The sequence below is a fragment of the Actinacidiphila yanglinensis genome (assembly GCF_900107965.1).
Classification (GTDB): domain Bacteria; phylum Actinomycetota; class Actinomycetes; order Streptomycetales; family Streptomycetaceae; genus Actinacidiphila; species Actinacidiphila yanglinensis.
Window position 1 is genome coordinate 59,495 of the sequence record NZ_FNVU01000033.1, and the last position, 16,397, is coordinate 75,891.

Below are 16,397 nucleotides of genomic sequence, written 5' to 3' on the forward strand. Positions count from 1 at the left end.
AGCAACGCGCGCCGGCCCGCGGCGGCCGCTGTCATGATGCACGCATGCGCGTCTTGATGCCGATACCGGACCGGGACTTCGACGTGACCGAGGTGGCCGTGCCCTGGAGCGTGCTCACCGCGGCCGGGCACGAGGTCGTCCCCGTCACCGAACGGCCCGGAACGCGGCCCGCGGCCGATCCACGGCTCCTGGACGGCGTGCTGTTCGGCCGGCTCGGTGCCACGCCCGACGCGAAGGCCGCGTACGCACGGTTCGTCGACGCTGTCGGGGCCACCCGCTCGACGGGCTGGGCGGACATGGACGTGGCGGCGTTCGACGGGCTGCTGCTGCCCGGCGGGCACGCCCCCGGCATGCGCCAGTACCTGGGCTCGGCCGCGCTGCGGGAGCAGGTGGCCCGCTTCTGGGCACTGGACCGGCCGGTCGGCGCGATCTGCCACGGGGTCCTCGTCCTGGCCCGCACCCTCGACCCCGCGACGGGGCGCAGCCTGCTCGCCGACCGCCGCACCACCTGCCTGCCCCGGTACATGGAACGCACCGCCTACTGGACCACCGCGTGGCGCCTCGGCCGGTACTACCGCACCTATCCCGCGTACGTCGAGGAAGAGGTGCGCGGCGCCCTCACGGACCCCGCGGCGCAGTTCGAACGGGGACCGCGGGTGCTGACCCGGCGGGGACGCGAGGACGACGACACCCACGCCTTCGTCGTCGAGGACGGCAACTACCTGTCCGCCCGCTGGCCCGGCGACGCCCACCTCTTCGCGCGCCGCTACCTGGAACTCCTGGGCGGCTAGGCACCGCTTGCGCCGTGTCGGACCATGGCGAGCGGGCTGACGAGGGAGTCGAACGTCTTCTCGTCGACGAGCCCGCTGTCGAGAGCCGCCTCCTTCAGCGTCTGGTCGTGGGCCAGCGCGGACTCGGCGATGTGCGCGGCGTTCTGGTAGCCGATGGTCGGGCTCAGCGCGGTGACCAGCATCAGGCTCTCGTCGACGTAGGAGGCGATCCTGTCGCGGTTGAGCTGGGTGCCGGCAACGGAGAACTCCCGGAACTTCTCCATCCCGTCGGCGAGGATCCGCGCCGAGTGCAGGAAGTTGTTGATGATCACCGGGCGCATGGCGTTCAGCTCGAAGTTCCCCTGGCTGCCGGCGAAGGCCACGGCGGAGTCGTCGCCCAGCACCTGGATGGCGATCATCACGATGGCCTCGCACTGGGTCGGGTTGACCTTGCCCGGCATGATCGAGGAGCCGGGTTCGTTCTGGGGCAGCACCAGCTCCGCGAAGCCGGTCCGCGGCCCGGAGGCCAGCCAGCGCATGTCGTTGGCGATCTTCATCAGGGCGACGGCCAGGCCGCGGAGTGCGGAGTGCGCCCGCACCATGGGATCCAGCGACCCCTGGGCCATGAACTTGTTCCCGGCCGTCACGTACGGTGTGCCCGTCAACTCGGCGATCCGCGCGGCGACATCACGGCTGAAGTCCTTCGGCGCGTTCAGGCCGGTTCCGACGGCGGTGCCGCCCAGGGCCAGGGCGAGCAGACCGTCGCGGCAGTGCTCGATCTCCTCGACGCACGCGCGCAGTTGTGCCGCGTAACCGGACCACTCCTGCCCGACGGTGAGGGGCACCGCGTCTTCGAGGTGGGTGCGCCCGATCTTGACGATCTCCTCCCACTCCTCGGCCTTGGCCTCGATGGAAGCGGCCAACTCCCGGCACTGCGGCAGGAGATGCTCCTCGATCTCCCGCACGGAAGCGATGTGCATGGCGGTGGGGAAACTGTCGTTGCTGGACTGCCCCATGTTGACGTCGTCGTTGGGGCCGACCGGTTCCTGCGTGCCGAGCGTGCCGCCGAGCAGCTGGGACGCCCGGTTGGCAATCACCTCGTTGACGTTCATGTTGCTCTGGGTGCCCGAGCCCGTCTGCCACACGAACAGGGGGAAGTGGTCGTCGAGTTCGCCCGCGATGGCCTCCTCCGCGGCCCGCACGATCGCGTCCCGCTTCCATCCGGGCAGGCGGCCGGCGGCGGCGTTGACGAGGGCGGCGGCCTTCTTGACGTACCCGTAGGCGTGGTAGACCTCCTTCGGCATCCGGTCGGTGCCGATGGAGAAGTGGACGAGCGAGCGCTGCGTCTGCGCGCCCCAGTAGCGGTCCGCCGGCACCTCGACAGTGCCCATGCTGTCGAACTCCTGCCGTGTGCCCTCCGCGTGGATCCCGATCGGGACGTCGCGCATCTTCGGATCGGGTCCGCTGTCCCTGCTCATCGCTCCTCCTTCCCATCACTTGTGGGATAGACCGGCACCCACATGGCGTCGTGGACGGCCTGGACGAGGTTGCCGTGGGACGTCGTCGCCACACCGTCCTCCTCCGCGGCGCGGGCGACGGCGACCGCGACGGTGGCCGAGGAGGCCCGCAGGTCCGACACGGGCGGCAGCAGGGACGCGCCCGGCCGGGAGACGTCGACCTGACCGGCGACGGCCTCCGCCGCGGCGAGCAGCATGGTGTCCGTCACGTGGCGGGCGCCCGCGACGATCGCGCCCAGCCCCAACCCGGGATACAGCAGCGCGTTGTTGGCCTCGCCGATCTCGTACGAGACGCCCTCGTGCTCCACCGGGTCGGCCGGGATACCGGTGGCGATCAGCGCGCGGCCGTCGGACCAGGCCACGGCGTCGGCCGGCATGACCTCGATCCGGCTCGTCGGGTTGGACAGCGGCAGCAGGATCGGGCGTTCGACGCCGTCCGCCAGGGCGCGGACCACGTCCTCGGTGAAGGCCCCGTGGGCGGTCGACGTGCCGATGAGGATGGTCGGCTTCACCTGCCTGATCGTGGTGAGGAGATCGATCTCTCCGTCGGCCCACCCGGCGGTCTCGGCCTTCGCGCGCGCGTAGACCTGCTGGTAGTCCGGCAGGTCCGGCATGTCGTCCGTCACCAGGCCGTGGACGTCGACGAGCCAGACGTTCCCCGTCGCCTGCTCCGGTGTCGCGCCGTCGCGCACCATCGCCGCGTGGATCTGGTCCGCCATGCCGGTGCCCGCGGTGCCGGCCCCGAAGACCACCAGCCGCTGGTCGGCCCAGCGTCCTCCGGTCACCTTCAGCGCCGAGAACACCGACGCCATCACGATCGCGCCGGTCCCCTGCATGTCGTCGTTGAAGATCCGGTACGTGTCGGCGTTGTCCACCAGGATCCGGCGGGCGTTGGACGGTCCGAAGTCCTCGAAGTGCAGCAGCGCGTCGGGGAACAGCTCGGACGCGGTGCGCAGGTACAGGTCGATGAACGCGTCGTACCGCTCGCCCGTCACCCGCGCGTGCCGATTGCCCAGGTACAGGGGGCTGTTGAGCAGGTGCTCGTTGTCCGTGCCGACGTCGAGGTTGACGGCGATGGCGCGGGTCGGGTCGATGCCGGCCGCCGCGGTGTAGACGGCGAGCTTTCCGATGGAGATGTCGGTGCCGTTGACGCCCCAGTCCCCGATGCCCAGGATCTCCTGGGCATCGGAGACCACGATCAGGTCGACGTCGCCCGGGCCGAGGCCCAGGGACTCGAAGGACGCCCGCACGTCACCGGGCCGGTCGATGGACAGGTAGACGGCCCGGGAGTCGCGGTAGTCCGTCGACCACTGCTCGATCGCCTCACCCACGGTCGGGTCGTACACCACGGGCAGCAGCTCGTCGAGGTGGTCGGCGAGCAGCTTGAAGTACAGCACCTCGTTGCGGTCGTGGATCTCGTTGAGGTAGATGTACCTGTGCAGGTCGTCGGGCTGGCCTTCGAGTTGCGCGTAGGCCCGGTTCGCCTGCTCGTCGAGGGTCTCGACCGCGGCCGGCAACCGCCCGGTGATACCGAGCCGGGCCCTCTCCTCCAGCGTGTACGCGGTACCGCGGTTGTGGATGCGATCCTGCAGCGCGGTCGGTGTGACAGGCATGGCGACGTACCCCTTCGGCGGGTTGCGAGCGGTTGGCGGTCGGGCGCCCGCGCCGGGGGCGCCACGCCGGCGCGGTGCCGGTTCAGGCCGAGACCGGCGTCTCCGGCTTCATCTTGTAGGCGTTCCTGATGGCCTGGTGACGGGTTCCGAGGCCGTCGGTGACCTTGCGCTCCCACGGCACCTGCTGGAGCTGCTTCGTCTCGTCGATCATCGACTTGGGCTCCAGGTTCCGGAAGCCGTCCACCTCGCCCGCCGCGACGGCCGTCAAGGTGGCGAAGACCGCCTCGGGGTCGAACTGGGCCCGGGGGAAGGCGAGTTGCGAGTAGTCGAAGAGCCGCTCCGACGGGTCGTCCTCCCAGCTCTCCCACGTCTGGAACATCCGGTCGTTGAACCCGGTCAGGAACGGACCCGGATTGACCGTGGCCACCTCGACGTTGTACTCCTGCAGCTCGTACGCCATGGTCTCCGCGATCGCCTCGATCGCGTGCTTGGACGCCGAGTAGATGCCCGTGAACGGATTGACGTTCAGGCCCTCCCGCGAGGAGACCCACACGATGCGGCCCTCACCGCGCTTGATCATCTGCTTGGCGATGCCCTGGGTCAGCAGCAGCGGCCCCGTGACGTTGACCTCGAACTGGTTGCGGATGTTCGCACCGGGGATGTCGACGGTCGAACCGCCCTCCCCCACTCCCGCGTTGTTCACGAGGATCTCCACCCCCCAGTCGAGGGCCTTGCGCCGGTCGCCGTCGTTGGTGACGTCGAGCTTCTCCACCTTCAGGTCGACCTTCCGCTCGGCCGCCTGCCACTTCAGCGTCTGCACCTGGGCGTAGATCTCGACCGCGGCGATGACGTCGAACCCCTTCCGGGCCAGGCGCATGGCCGCTTCGAAGCCGAAACCGGAACCTGCCCCGGTGATGAGGACCTTCTTCAGCGCCGAGTTGGACATGTCACGCACTTCCTTCCGATTCGCTCGCGCGATTCTCAGATGATGTCGAGGCGGTCCAGGAACGGCTCCGCGACGGCGGCGTCCCCGGTGATCTCGCAGTGGTCGCGCCACGATGTGCGGGTGGTGGCCCAGCAGACGAAGCCGGTCGCGGTGCTGCGGACCCGGGTCGATCCGGTGGCGCCGGGCGCGACGGTCAGCCCCCGGTCGCTCTCGGCCGGCCGTATCGTGACGGTCGTGGCGCCCGGGCCGGTCAGATCCAGCACGAGCGGCTCGGTGACCGTGGCGTCGAGGTCGTGCCCCTGCATCTGCGGCAGCCCCGCAAGCATGAACTCCACTGCCGGTGCCACCAGTTCGTCGGTCGGTTCCGGAACGGTGAACGGCAGCGGGCCGCGCGGGCCGAGCATGTCGTAGCGCAGATGGCACAGCACGTTGAACGCCATGGTGTCGGCCAGCAGATGCCGCGGATAGGTTCCCAGGCCCGGCACCGGTACGGGGTCGCCCGATCGTGGCGCCTGCTGGCCCGCTTCCAACAGCTCCAACTGCCGTGGCGTGTAGCGCCGCCACTCGTCGATGACCTGCTCGTGGCTCCGGCCGCGGCGCTCGTCGACCCGCATGTCGTGGTACCGCTCGCGCACCTTCGGCCAGGACGGGTCCGGCGTGGGAGGCTCGACCGCTTCATGAGCGAGGGCCGCCAGGTGCGCGATCACATCGATGACCCGCCAGCCCTCGCAGGCGGACGGCGCTTCCCACTGCGCGTCGCCGACCAGCGGGACGATGCCCGCGAGCTGCGCGCTGCTCGTCCGCGCCGAGGCCACTCCGGCCTGTGTCATCGATACCTCCCTCCGGCGCGCAGCGCCAGGCACGATCAGGCCGCCTTCAGGGAGAAGGGGGGCGTCCCGAGGCCGGCCACCGTGGTGCCCATGACCGATGCAGGACAGCGCGGCACCTCGGCACGCCGACCGGCCTGTCGTCCAGCCGCCGGGGACTATGCGCCGAAGGTTCCGACGACCTCGCCCGTCACGGGATGCGTGGTCGCGACGGCCATAGTTCGAGGCTAGGTCCGTCCGTCATGCCGGGCAAAAGATGGCCGCGGTGCCCGCGGGACGGCAGCGTCCGCCGTGCGACCGGGACGATCGGCTGATGTACTGGACAGGTGCCCCGGGCGGCACCCGGCGCCACATTCGCCCTGCTCCTCGCCCGGAAGGTGAAGACGCGATGTCCACGCAGTCCACCATCCAGCCCCTCCAGGGCCGCGTCGCGGTCGTCACCGGTGCCTCCAGCGGTATCGGTGCGGCATCCGCCGAGAAACTGGCCGGCCTCGGCGCGCACGTCGCGGTGCTCGCCAGGCGGGCCGACCGGCTGACCGAGCTGGTCGACCGGATCGGGAAGAACGGCGGCAGCGCCACGGCGATCCCCGGGGACGTGACCGACACCGGGGCCCTGCAAGCGGCTGCCGACCAGGTCGCCGCCGAACACGGCGGCGCCGATCTGCTGCTCAACAACGCCGGCGTGATGCTCCCCGCGCCCGTCGAGGAACTGGCGGTCGACCAGTGGAAGCACCAGATCGACCTGAACATCACCGGCCTGATGAACGCCATCGCGGCGTTCGTGCCCCAACTGGTGAAAACGGGTGGCGAGCGCGGCGTGGCCGACCTGATCAACATGTCGTCGATCGGGGCCCAGAACATCTTCCCGAACTTCGCGGTCTACTCCGGTACCAAGGCGTACGTCACCCACCTCTCCCGCCATCTGCGCGTCGAGTTGGGGCCGAAGAACGTCCGCGTCTCGGCGCTCGAGCCGGGCATCGTCGGCACCGAACTCCAGGACCACGTCACCGACCAGGGCGCCCAGGACTGGCTGGCGGGTTCCAAGGACACCATCGAGTGGCTCACCCCCCAGGACATCGCCGAGACCGTCGGCTTCCTGGCCTCGCTGCCGCCGCGGGTGAACCTCCAGCAGGTCACCATCATGCCGACCGCGCAGCCGTCCTGACGCGCGCTGTCGGTGGCAACGGTCAGACTGGGCCCATGACTTCGGTGACCGCGCGCGACTACGCCTGGATACGCTCCTCCCCGCTGTTCCGCCAGGCCCTGGACTGCGGGTACAGCATGGCCCTGGTCCGCGGCGTGCCTCCGGAGGAGGTGCTGCGGGTCATGGACGCGGAGCCGCAGGGCACGTGCGAGGGGGTCGCCGAGTGGATCGAGCGGCAGGACGAGCTGTGCGATGCGCTGGACTTCAGCGACGACTCCTTCCTCGCGGGCGCGTTCACCGTGCCGGGCGAGGACGGCGACTGGACGCTCGTCTGGGAGCTCGCCCGGGGTGGCACCGGCATCCGGCCGCGCTTCCTGGAAGCCCTCTCGGCGGGCGGCCGGGCGGTGCAGCACTCCAGCAACGGCGGCAAGCCGATCGACGGCTTCTCCTGGTACGAGGACGGGGAGTTGCGCACCACCTTCGAGGCGCCGCCCACCTACCGGAGCGGCAGCACCCCCGACGCTCTCCTCCCGCTGATGGGCGAGGTCGGTTGCGACCTCAGGGACGTCCAGGACCGAACGGCCGGCCCCGCCGACGACAAGGCGGCGGTCCTCGCCCTGACCGAGCGGCTCACCGGCGTCCGGCTGACCGAGGAGGTGCTCCGCGACGCGCACTACCGGCTCGGGCTCGTTCCCGAGGAGCCCGTCGAGGAGTGGACCTCCGTCACCGTCGACATCACCGACGCCCACGGCGAGCGCTTCCACCGGGTGTTCACCCGCACGCGGATCGAGGAAGCCGCGTCCCGCGCCCGCGCGCAGGCCGCCCCGCGGATCGACCCGATCCCCGTACGGACGAGCTCGAACGACCCGGGCCGGGCGTAGACCGGCGCGGCCCGAGCCCGGCCGCCGAACTCACAGCGCCGGCTGGAGCCCCTCCATGCGCACCACCCAGCGCCGGCCCGCGGGGAAGCCCGGCGCGTGCCGGCCGGGTGCGCCGTCCCAGCCCGCGGCCATGAACGCGACGGCGTACAGCAGCGCGGCGTTGCTCGGGAAGTACGGGAACGGCCCGCCGGTCGCCAGGCCCGCGTCGTCGAACTGGAAGCCGGCGGCCGGGTGGAGCAGGAAGTCCACGGCGTCGTCGGGGCGTTCGAGCCGCGCCGCGCACATGGCGAGCATCGGGAAGTCCCATCCCCAGGTCTGGTCGAACTGCCAGCCGGTGAAGACCTTCTCGGCCGTGCGGGCCATCGTGGGGACGTCGACACCGTCTCCCGGCAGCCAGCCGTACGGGCCGATCAGGGCCGGGTGCTCGTAGTTCCACTGCGTCCACATGTCCTGGACGCCCTCGTGCAGGACGTATGTGCCGTCCTGCACCGGCAGCGCGGCGAGCCCGTCGTGGACGCGCTGCCACTCCGGGTCGCGGTGCAGGCCGAGGCGTTCACGCCACTGCTGGGCGACGCGCAACCCGAAGCGCCAGTAGGCGAGTTCGAAGGTCGGGTTCTGCGTGGTCCTCGGGTCGGTGTTCTCCGAGACGACGTACATGGGCGGGCCGAGGATGTAGCGGCTCGTGCCTTCGTCCCAGAACGCCCAGGAGGAGAGGAAGTCGGCGGTGTCGAAGACGATGTCGCGCCACTTCTGCAACGTGCTCTCGTCGGGATGCGCCTGGTAGTCCATCTCGGCGAGGAAGATCGGGTGCGGCTGCTGCCACACCAGCAGGGCGTGGATGACGTGCGGTGACTCGCGACCGTCCGCCGTCGTGCACTTCGGCCAGCGCGCTCCCCGGAAGCCCTGGAACTCCGCGCGTTCGCGCGCCGACCGGTGGAAGCTCTCGTAGACGTCCAGGCTGCGGTCGAGCATCGGCCAGCGATTCCACAGCGCCCAGTGCGCGCCGTGCCACCAGTACATCTCCATGTGGAACTTGCCGTTCCAGCCGTTGTTGACGAGCCCGGACTCCTGCGGCGGCAGCGAGCCCGCCTCGTTGGCGCGCATCAGGTACTGGGAGAGCACGACGCGTCGCTCCAGTTCCTCCCAGCGCGGGTCGGTGCTCGCGGACAGGTCGATCGCTCCGCCGGTGAGCCAGTACTGCCGCCAGGCACGGGTGCTCGCAGCGAGGGTCGCGCTCGACGTCGGCACCGACCCGGCGGGGGTGGGCGCGAACGCGCAGGTGAACCGCAGCCGTTGGGTGTGGCCGTCGGCGGCGAGGCGATAGCGGTGCCGGTTCGCCGCTGCTCCGATCGACAGGGTCTGGTTGTCGGGGACGACGATGTCGTGCTCCTGCCCGGCGTACGTGTAGCCGAGCACCAGGCGCTTGGGCAGGCCGGGCGCCGGGTCGCCGAGGTGCAGGTAGTCGACGGGAAGGACGAGGGAGTCGTCCGCGACCAGACGGGCGAGCGTGCCGGTGACGTCGGCCCAGTGACCGTCGGTTCCGTACTGCGCGGTACGGATGACGAGTTCGCCTCCTGTGGAGGCCAGACCGGTGAACACGCCGCGGCCTTCCCAGGCGAGCGCGACGTGGTACTCGGTGGAGTCCAGGCGGTGCGTGATGTCGGCGTGGTTGCCGCCCCGCGTCGTCGCCGTCGTCTCGTGGGCGTCCGGGGCACCGTAGTTCCCCACGTATGCGGCGAACTCCTGCCCGTCGGCGTAGGGGAAGTCGAGGAAGACCGCCAGCCGCCCGGCGGCGACGAGCGGCGAGTCGATCTGCACGGCGACCGCGTCGTGGTCGGGGTGACAGCAGGTGCGCACGTGCACGGGTTCGCCGGCGATCTCGAACCGGCTGTCGATGATGCCGGTCCACGGGTCGAGTTCCTGGCGGATTCCCGTGATGTCGCCGGCGACGGCGGCGCGGCCGTCGGGCATGGCCAGTTCCAGACCGATGCGTCCGAGATTGATGCGAGCCGGGTTGGCGTAGAGCCACGACGACAACTCGGGTTGGTCCGGATTCGGGATGGGGTAGTCGACGGGGCGGCCGTGCGTGTCCCAGACCTGGCCGCGGAAGTCCGACGGCTCCTGGCCGGGCGGCAGCGGGAAGCTGTGCCACCCCCAGTCCGACAGGGTGTTGAAGGGCACGAACGTCTGCAGCCCGGTGATGTCGACACCGAAGGCGAACCCCCCGTTCCCCACCTGCAACGGGCTCTGCGTGTCGAGCTTCCCGCGCACCACGCGGTGGCGGGCCACGACGGCCTGCCGGTCGATCGGACGCACCGGCGCGGCATCGGCCGGCGTCCGGGCCTCGGCAGCGGGCTCCACGGCGACGCCGACCACCGCGGCGGCCGCCGAACCGGACAGGAACGTTCTCCGAGTGACCACGTGTGCCTCCTGCTGGGGAATCGGAACGGTCGCCCGTCCCCGGCCCTGCGGGCGAGGTGCCGGAGGCTGCCTCCGCACCCGTCGCAGGACCGGCTCACCGGACCGGCGCGCATCCATGGCCGGGCGGAGCACCCGGTCCGCGCATCGCGCACCCGGACAAGGCGCTGGTCGGCCAACCGACTTACCGGTGTACGTCGTGCTCCTCCGCCGGCATCGGACGCCGGACGGCACGCGGGATGACCGGGCGCGGTTGATTCGGTTCAACCCGAGCGTCAGGCTAGACCCGCCGCTTCGGCCCGGGCAATGCGCGGGACGCACATCATCAGTGATTTTCTTCGGCGTACGTTCCGATGTGGCCGCACCCGAGGCGATTGAACGTTTCAACTCCCGTTGCCGGGACCGATGTCATCGTGGCCTCGCTCGGCTGCTGTGTGAACTGCGCTCACCCTGGGGGAAGCGCGCCGCCTGACGATCCGCCAGGCCCCGAAGACGCGGCAAGCGGTGATCCGCCGAGGGGCGCTTCGAAGGCGGCGATCCGCCCGGATTCGAACCGGGGTTTCCACATCGGGCGAACCCGCGTGCGGTGTCCTGGGCCGCTGGACGACGAACAGCCGTGCGCAGCGTATCCGCTCGGCACCGGGACCGGCCTGAAATTATGCGCCGCCTCCTCCGTATGATCCGACGACCTTCTGCCGTGGTGTCCGCACGGCCTGCCGGCCGCTTGAATCGCCGACCGGTGCGGGTCGCCGGGAACGATGTCCGGGACGTGATCCACCCGTCCACCGACGGGGACGGAACTAGGGCAGCAGGGGACCAGGTCATCGACGAGCGGACGGCGATGATTTTTCGGCGCTGCCGGAGTCGGAACCGGCGACCTGTCCCATCCACCTGGGGTACGACATGACTCTGGATCTCTTCGCCGGCATTCCTGTCAGCGATTACACGGCGGCGCTGTCATGGTACGAGCGGTTCTTCGGCGGGCCGCCGTCGTTCCTGCCGAACGACATCGAGGCGGTGTGGGAGCTCGCCGAACACCGTTACGTCTACATCGTGGAGGACCGGAGACGGGCCGGGAGCGCCCTGGCGCTGGCCTTCGTCGACGACCTCGACACGCGAGTCGCCGAGATGGCTCAGCGGGGCGTCGAGCCCGCCCGGCGCGAGACGTACGACAACGGCGTGACCAAGGTGACCTACCAGGACGCGGACGGCAACGAGATCAGCTTCGGCGGCGGCCCGGGCTGAACCGGGCACTCCCGGGCAGGGTCGGGGCGGGCCGAGCGCGCACCACCGGCAGAGGGGGCGCGTGCGCGGAGGAGGACTCGCGCCGGACGTCCCGCACGGTCAGGCCGGCACCTCCGACCGGTCGGCCTCCGGTCGCGGCACGGCGTGTGCCTTGGCCCGCATCTCCTCGGCACGCGCCGCGCGCCGGGAGGTGAGCACGTCGGCGGCCCGGTGCCAGGTCGTACGGGCCTCTTCGGTGTCGCCTCGTTCGAGGAGAGCCGATGCCAGGTGGTCGAGCACCTCCGCCCATTCCACGCCGAGTTGCTTCTCCTCGCAGATCCTCAGCGACGTACGGTAGTTCGAGATCGCGGCGTCGAGATCGCCCAGGCGCTGCTGGGCGTAGCCGATGGTGTCCCAGGCGCCCGCCTCGTTCCCGAGCTCCCCGAACTCGCGCAGCAGGGGGATCGCTTCCTCGCACGTGGTGATGGCCTCGCGGTACTCGCCGAGCAGGGCGAGGAGCCAGGCCACGAGGGTGAGCGTCACGGCCACCTCGTCGGGCCGGTGGCCGGCGCGGGAGATCGCCAGTGCCTCGCGTGCGTGGTGCAGCGCCTCGGCGGGACGCCGCTGGTAGTTGCGGACCTGGGAGACGTGCCGCTCGGTACGGGCCTGGTCCTGCGGGGGCAGCCGGGGTTGGTGGGTGAGCATCAGCTCGACCATCTCGTCGGCCTCGGCCGTGTCTCCCGCTGCGACGATGGAGGCCACGGCCAGCCAGTAGCAGATGTCGGTGACGGCGCCGGGGTCGTCGAGCGCGAGGGCCGCGTCGAGCCCGACGCGCAGGGCTTCGATCTCCTCGGCCCACCGCCCCGAGGCACCGTTGTAGTGCGTCCACTCCAGCGCGATGTACATGCGCTGGCGCTGCAGCGCCGGGTCCTGAAGCGTACGTACCGCGGCGGCGACGGTCGCCTCCTCCTGGCGGAACCAGTCCACGGCCTCCTCGCGGCTGTCCGCGGGGGTGCGCACCACGCCGGGCAGCGGATCGTCGGGGAGCCGGGACGGATAGTCCCAGAAGAACCGGTTGTGCACGTGGGCGTTGTGGCGGAGGTAGTCGAGGAGGCGGGTCTCGGCACCGATCCGGTCGTCGCCGCACTCCTCGACGAGTTCGCTGCCGTAGGCACGGACCAGATCGTGCAGGACGTAGCGGCCGTAGGCGTCACGCGACAGCAGGCTGGCCGTGACCAGCTCGCGCAGGCAGCGCCGGGCGTGCGGCATCTCCACCGCCATGAGCGAGGCGGCGGCCTCCGCCGAGACGGCCGAACCCGGGTGCAGGGAGAGGCAGCGGAAGAACCGCCGGGTCTCGGCACCGAGGGCCCGGTAGGACCGGGAGAAGACGGCCCGCACGTCGACCTTCCGGTCCCCGGGGGAGAGGGTGTCGAGCCGGGACTCACGCAGTTCGCGCACCGCCGCCCGCAGCGCCATCCGCGGGGTGGCGCTCAGCTGGGCGCCGACGACGGCCACGGCCAGGGGCAGCAGGCCGCACAGTTCCACCAGTTCGGCGGCGGCCTCGGGCTCCGCGGCGCAGCGGTCGTCGCCGATCCGGGCGGCCAGCCCGGCCAGTGCCTCCTCCGGGCTCCACACGTCCAGGCTGATCAGGCAGGCGGCTTCGGTCGCGGCGAGACCGGAGAGCTGGTTGCGGGAGGTGACGAGGGTCAGGCAGCCCGCGGAGGCGGGCAGCAGCGGCCTGACCTGCTCGGCGCTGTGCGCGTTGTCGAGTACGACGATCAGGCGCCGGGAGGCGGCCTGCTCGCGGAAGAGGATGCTGCGCTGTTCGGTGCCGCCCGGTATGTCCTGGCTGGCCACACCGAGTGCGGTCAGGAATCCGCCCAGCGCCTCGCCGGGCTCCAGGGGCGGTCCGGAGTCGTCGAAGCCGCGCAGGTTGACGTACAGCTGACCGTCGGGGAAGCGGTCCGCGACCTGGTGGGCCCAGTGGACCGCCAGCGCGGTCTTGCCCACTCCCGCCATGCCGCCGATCGCCGAGATGACGACGTGCCCGGCGGCCCGCGCGGCGAAGCCGTGCACCGCGGCCAGTGCCTCCTCACGTCCGCGGAAGACGGCCGAGTCCGGGGGAAGTTGCTGGGGAACCCGCCCGGCGGGCCGTGCCGACGCCTGGACCAGCCGGCGCCGCTCGTCCTCGCCGAGCTCCAGCGCATCCAGCACCTCTCCCAGCGTGCCTTGCCGCGGCAGGCTCCTGCCGCGCTCCAGGTCGCTGATCGCCCGCACGCTCACCCCGGATGCCTGGGCGAGGCCCTCCAGCGTCATCAGCGCGCGCTGCCGCGCCTCACGCAGCAGCTGCCCGAACGTGTCCGTGCCCATGACGCCTCCCGGGCAGCCCCCTCACCTGCATGTGTGTGCCGCATGCAAGTGACTTCCACCGATACGGGGGCGAACCTAACATCATCGGACCAAGCGTTCCTCCCACGTCTCACACGTCGGAACGGCGTGGGTGCCGAAACGGCGCGGGTACCGAAACGGCGCTCGCGTCGTTCCGCTGCCCGCGCGGGTCGACCGGCGGGACCACGCCCAACGGCCGCGAGGCCCCGCCCGGATGGGGCGGGGCCTCGGGGGTCGGCGAGTGGTGGCGGTCAGTGCCCGACGACCGGCACCGAGTCCTGCGCGGAGCCCGTCTCGGACGCACCCTCCCCGTCCGCGCCGGAGTCGACCATCACGGTGCTGGGCCGGCCCGCGGTGATGAAGGTCAGCGCGATGAGCGCCGCAGCGGCCTCGATGCCGACCGCCCACCAGGTCGCGTGGGTGTAGCCGTGCACCAGGCCCTGCGCCTGCAGCAGCTTCGCATCTCCCCCGCCTGCCGCGTGGGAGGCGAGGTAGCCGGTGGTCGCCGTCGCGGCGATCGTGTTCAGCAGCGCCGTACCGATCGCACCGCCCACCTGCTGCGAGGTGTTGACCATCGCGGAGGCGACACCCGCGTCACGCGGCTCGATCCCGTTGGTGGACAGCCCGATCGCCGGTGCGAAGGCCGTACCCAGCCCCAGGCCCAGCAGCACCAGGCCCGGCAGGATCCCGCTCGCGTAGGAGGAGTCGACGTCGAGCTGGGTGAACAGCAGCATCCCGATCGCCGCGAGCGTGTAGCCGGGTGCCATCAGCGCGCGGGCCGGCAGCCGGTTCACCAGCCTGGTGCCGATCTGCGTGGAGGCGATGATGAGGGCGACGACCAGCGGCAGGAAGGCGAGGCCGGTCTTGATCGCGGAGTAGCCCCGGATGACCTGGAGGTAGTAGGTCAGGAACAGGAAGACACCGAATATCCCGATGATCGCCAGGCCGAGCGAGAGGTACGCGCCGCCGCGGTTGCGGTCGGCGATCACCCGGATCGGCAGCAGCGCGTGGCGGACCCTGGACTCGACCGCCACGAAGACGCCCAGCAGCACGACCGCGGCGACGAAGAGGCCGATCGTCGAGGCCGCGGACCAGCCGCTGGTCTCGGCGCGGGTGAACCCGTACACCAGCGAGACCAGGCCGAGCGTGGAGAGCACCACGCCGGGGATGTCCAGCGGGGACCGGTTCCGCCCGCCCTCGGGCTCGCGGATCACGAAGTACGCGCCGAGAACGGCTACGGCCGCGAAGGGGATGTTGGCAAAGAACGTCCAGCGCCAGTCCAGGTACTCGGTCAGCACGCCGCCGAGCAGCAGCCCGACCGCGCCGCCGCCACCGGCGATCGCGCCGAAGACGCCGAACGCCTTGGCCCGCTCCTTGATGTCGGTGAAGGTCACCGCCAGCAGCGACAGGGCCGCGGGCGCCAGCAGCGCGCCGAAGGCGCCCTGCGCGGCACGCGCGCTGAGCAGCATCGCCTCGTTGCCCGCGAAGCCGCCGATGGCGGAGGCGAGCGCGAAGCCGATCAGCCCGGTGACAAAGGTGCGCTTGCGTCCCCACAGGTCGGCGATCCGGCCGCCGAAGAGCAGCAGCCCGCCGAAGGCGAGGGCGTAGGCGGTGATGACCCACTGCTTGTTCGCGTCGGAGATGCCGAGGTCCTGCTGCGCGCTCGGCAGCGCGATGTTCACGATCGTCGCGTCCAGCACGACCATCAGCTGCGCGATCGAGATGAAGACCAGCGCTTTCCAGCGCCGGGGATCGGGAAGCGCCTTTTCGGCGTTCGCCGCGAGGGTGTGGGACATGGAGGTATCCACTTCTGTACACGTGGCACAAGGAAAGGAACTCGGGGCGCGATGCGTCGCGCGCCCTCAGTCGTCGGGGTTCGTTTACGGGGCCTTCAGGCCGTCGAGGAAGAGCTGCAGGTGGCGGTGCAGGTCACTGGCGGAGTCATCGATGCCCGGAAGCGGGCGGGCGAGCCGGGACAGGGCCGGCATCAGGTCCTTGAACGTCACGCCGGACCGCAGCCCGCCGGCCCTCCTGGCCCGTTCCATCAGTTCCTCGACAGCGGCTTCCAGGCGGGCGGTCTGTGCGGCGATCTCCGCCGAGGGGCTGTCGTCACCGTTGACGAACAGTCCGCACAGGGCGCCGATCCTGTCGTCCACGGCGGTGTGCGCGAAGCGGGAGAGCGCGGCGCGGGGGTCGCCGCCGGCCGCGGCCGTCCGAGCCGCCGCCTCGGCATGCCGCGCGGTGCGGAGTACGACGGACAGGAGTACGGCGTGCGTGAGGGCGCGGCGGTCGGCGAAGTGCCGGTAGAGGGTGGCGTTGCCGAGGCCCGCGCGGCGGGCGATCTCGTCCAGCGGGGCGTCGGGGCCGTACTCCACGAACATGTCGCGGGCCGCCTCGACGATCCGCTCCCGGTTGCGCAGGGCGTCCGCGCGGGTCCGGTGGGCCCGAACCGCGGTCGGCACGGTGCCCGGCTCGGTGATCGACACGGTGGTCGGGCTCGCGGCGCCCGCTGCGACGCTGCCGGCGGCGACGGTCACGGTAGCAACTCCTCAGTCCTGCTTCGTGCCGCGGCGGAGGCGCAGCGCCGAGACGAGGAAGAAGACTCCGCCGAGAACGGCGTACCCGGCGACGTTGGTCAGCTTCGGGTCGGACGCGGAGGCCCCCGCGAT

General features: G+C 71.2%; 12 protein-coding genes. 4 read left to right on the plus strand and 8 right to left on the minus strand.

Annotated elements, in window-relative coordinates; all coding sequences use genetic code 11:
- Positions 1-44: 44 nt before the first annotated feature.
- Positions 45-791, plus strand: a complete 747-nt coding sequence (locus C4U44_RS39920; protein WP_103891038.1) for a type 1 glutamine amidotransferase domain-containing protein — start codon at positions 45-47, stop codon at positions 789-791.
- Here C4U44_RS39920 and fumC read toward each other — a convergent pair.
- The 4 genes from fumC to C4U44_RS39940 all read right to left on the minus strand — a co-directional run bounded on the left by fumC (position 788) and on the right by C4U44_RS39940 (position 5,676).
- Positions 788-2,248, minus strand: coding sequence for a class II fumarate hydratase (fumC, locus tag C4U44_RS39925; protein ID WP_103891039.1), 1,461 nt, complete (start codon positions 2,246-2,248; stop codon positions 788-790). The two genes, C4U44_RS39920 and fumC, sit on opposite strands and share 4 nt — an antisense overlap.
- The gene (locus tag C4U44_RS39930) at positions 2,245-3,900 is read right to left on the minus strand and encodes an NAD-dependent malic enzyme (RefSeq protein ID WP_103891040.1); all 1,656 of its coding nucleotides are present in this window, start codon (positions 3,898-3,900) and stop codon (positions 2,245-2,247) included. The genes fumC and C4U44_RS39930 overlap by 4 nt, the downstream gene beginning before the upstream one ends.
- Positions 3,901-3,982: 82 nt before the next feature.
- A complete protein-coding gene (locus C4U44_RS39935) occupies positions 3,983-4,846 on the minus strand; it encodes an SDR family oxidoreductase (protein ID WP_103891041.1) in 864 nt (287 codons plus the stop codon).
- A gap of 35 nt (positions 4,847-4,881) precedes the next feature.
- The gene (locus C4U44_RS39940; protein ID WP_103891042.1) at positions 4,882-5,676 is read right to left on the minus strand and encodes a maleylpyruvate isomerase family mycothiol-dependent enzyme; all 795 of its coding nucleotides are present in this window, start codon (positions 5,674-5,676) and stop codon (positions 4,882-4,884) included.
- Between the two features lie 385 nt (positions 5,677-6,061).
- Here C4U44_RS39940 and C4U44_RS39945 point away from each other — a divergent pair, with 385 nt between their 5' ends.
- Together C4U44_RS39945 and C4U44_RS39950 are read left to right on the plus strand one after the other, a co-directional pair.
- Complete coding sequence (locus tag C4U44_RS39945) at positions 6,062-6,838, plus strand: SDR family oxidoreductase (protein WP_103891043.1); 777 nt, start codon at positions 6,062-6,064, stop codon at positions 6,836-6,838.
- Positions 6,839-6,873: 35 nt separating this feature from the next.
- Positions 6,874-7,698 carry a DUF6461 domain-containing protein gene (locus tag C4U44_RS39950; protein WP_103891044.1) on the plus strand — a complete coding sequence of 275 codons (825 nt, stop codon included), beginning with the start codon at positions 6,874-6,876 and terminating at the stop codon, positions 7,696-7,698.
- 30 nt (positions 7,699-7,728) lie between these two features.
- Here the strand turns inward: C4U44_RS39950 and C4U44_RS39955 are convergent, their stop codons facing one another.
- Positions 7,729-10,119 (minus strand): DNAJC11 domain-containing protein, encoded by a 2,391-nt coding sequence (locus C4U44_RS39955; RefSeq protein ID WP_200823572.1) that lies wholly within the window; start codon positions 10,117-10,119, stop codon positions 7,729-7,731.
- A gap of 900 nt (positions 10,120-11,019) precedes the next feature.
- On the opposite strand from C4U44_RS39955, the gene C4U44_RS39960 reads away from it, so the two are divergent.
- Complete coding sequence (locus tag C4U44_RS39960) at positions 11,020-11,361, plus strand: VOC family protein (RefSeq protein WP_103891046.1); 342 nt, start codon at positions 11,020-11,022, stop codon at positions 11,359-11,361.
- A 99-nt stretch (positions 11,362-11,460) separates the two neighbouring features.
- Here C4U44_RS39960 and C4U44_RS39965 read toward each other — a convergent pair whose 3' ends face one another.
- The 3 genes from C4U44_RS39965 to C4U44_RS39975 form a co-directional block, all read right to left on the minus strand.
- Positions 11,461-13,710: a helix-turn-helix transcriptional regulator gene (locus C4U44_RS39965; protein ID WP_103891047.1), complete on the minus strand. Its 2,250-nt coding sequence runs from the start codon at positions 13,708-13,710 to the stop codon at positions 11,461-11,463.
- A 269-nt stretch (positions 13,711-13,979) separates the two neighbouring features.
- Positions 13,980-15,524, minus strand: a complete 1,545-nt coding sequence (locus C4U44_RS39970; RefSeq protein ID WP_103891048.1) for an MFS transporter — start codon at positions 15,522-15,524, stop codon at positions 13,980-13,982.
- A gap of 84 nt (positions 15,525-15,608) precedes the next feature.
- Positions 15,609-16,214, minus strand: coding sequence for a TetR/AcrR family transcriptional regulator (locus tag C4U44_RS39975; protein ID WP_407642957.1), 606 nt, complete (start codon positions 16,212-16,214; stop codon positions 15,609-15,611).
- Positions 16,215-16,397: the final 183 nt, after the last annotated feature.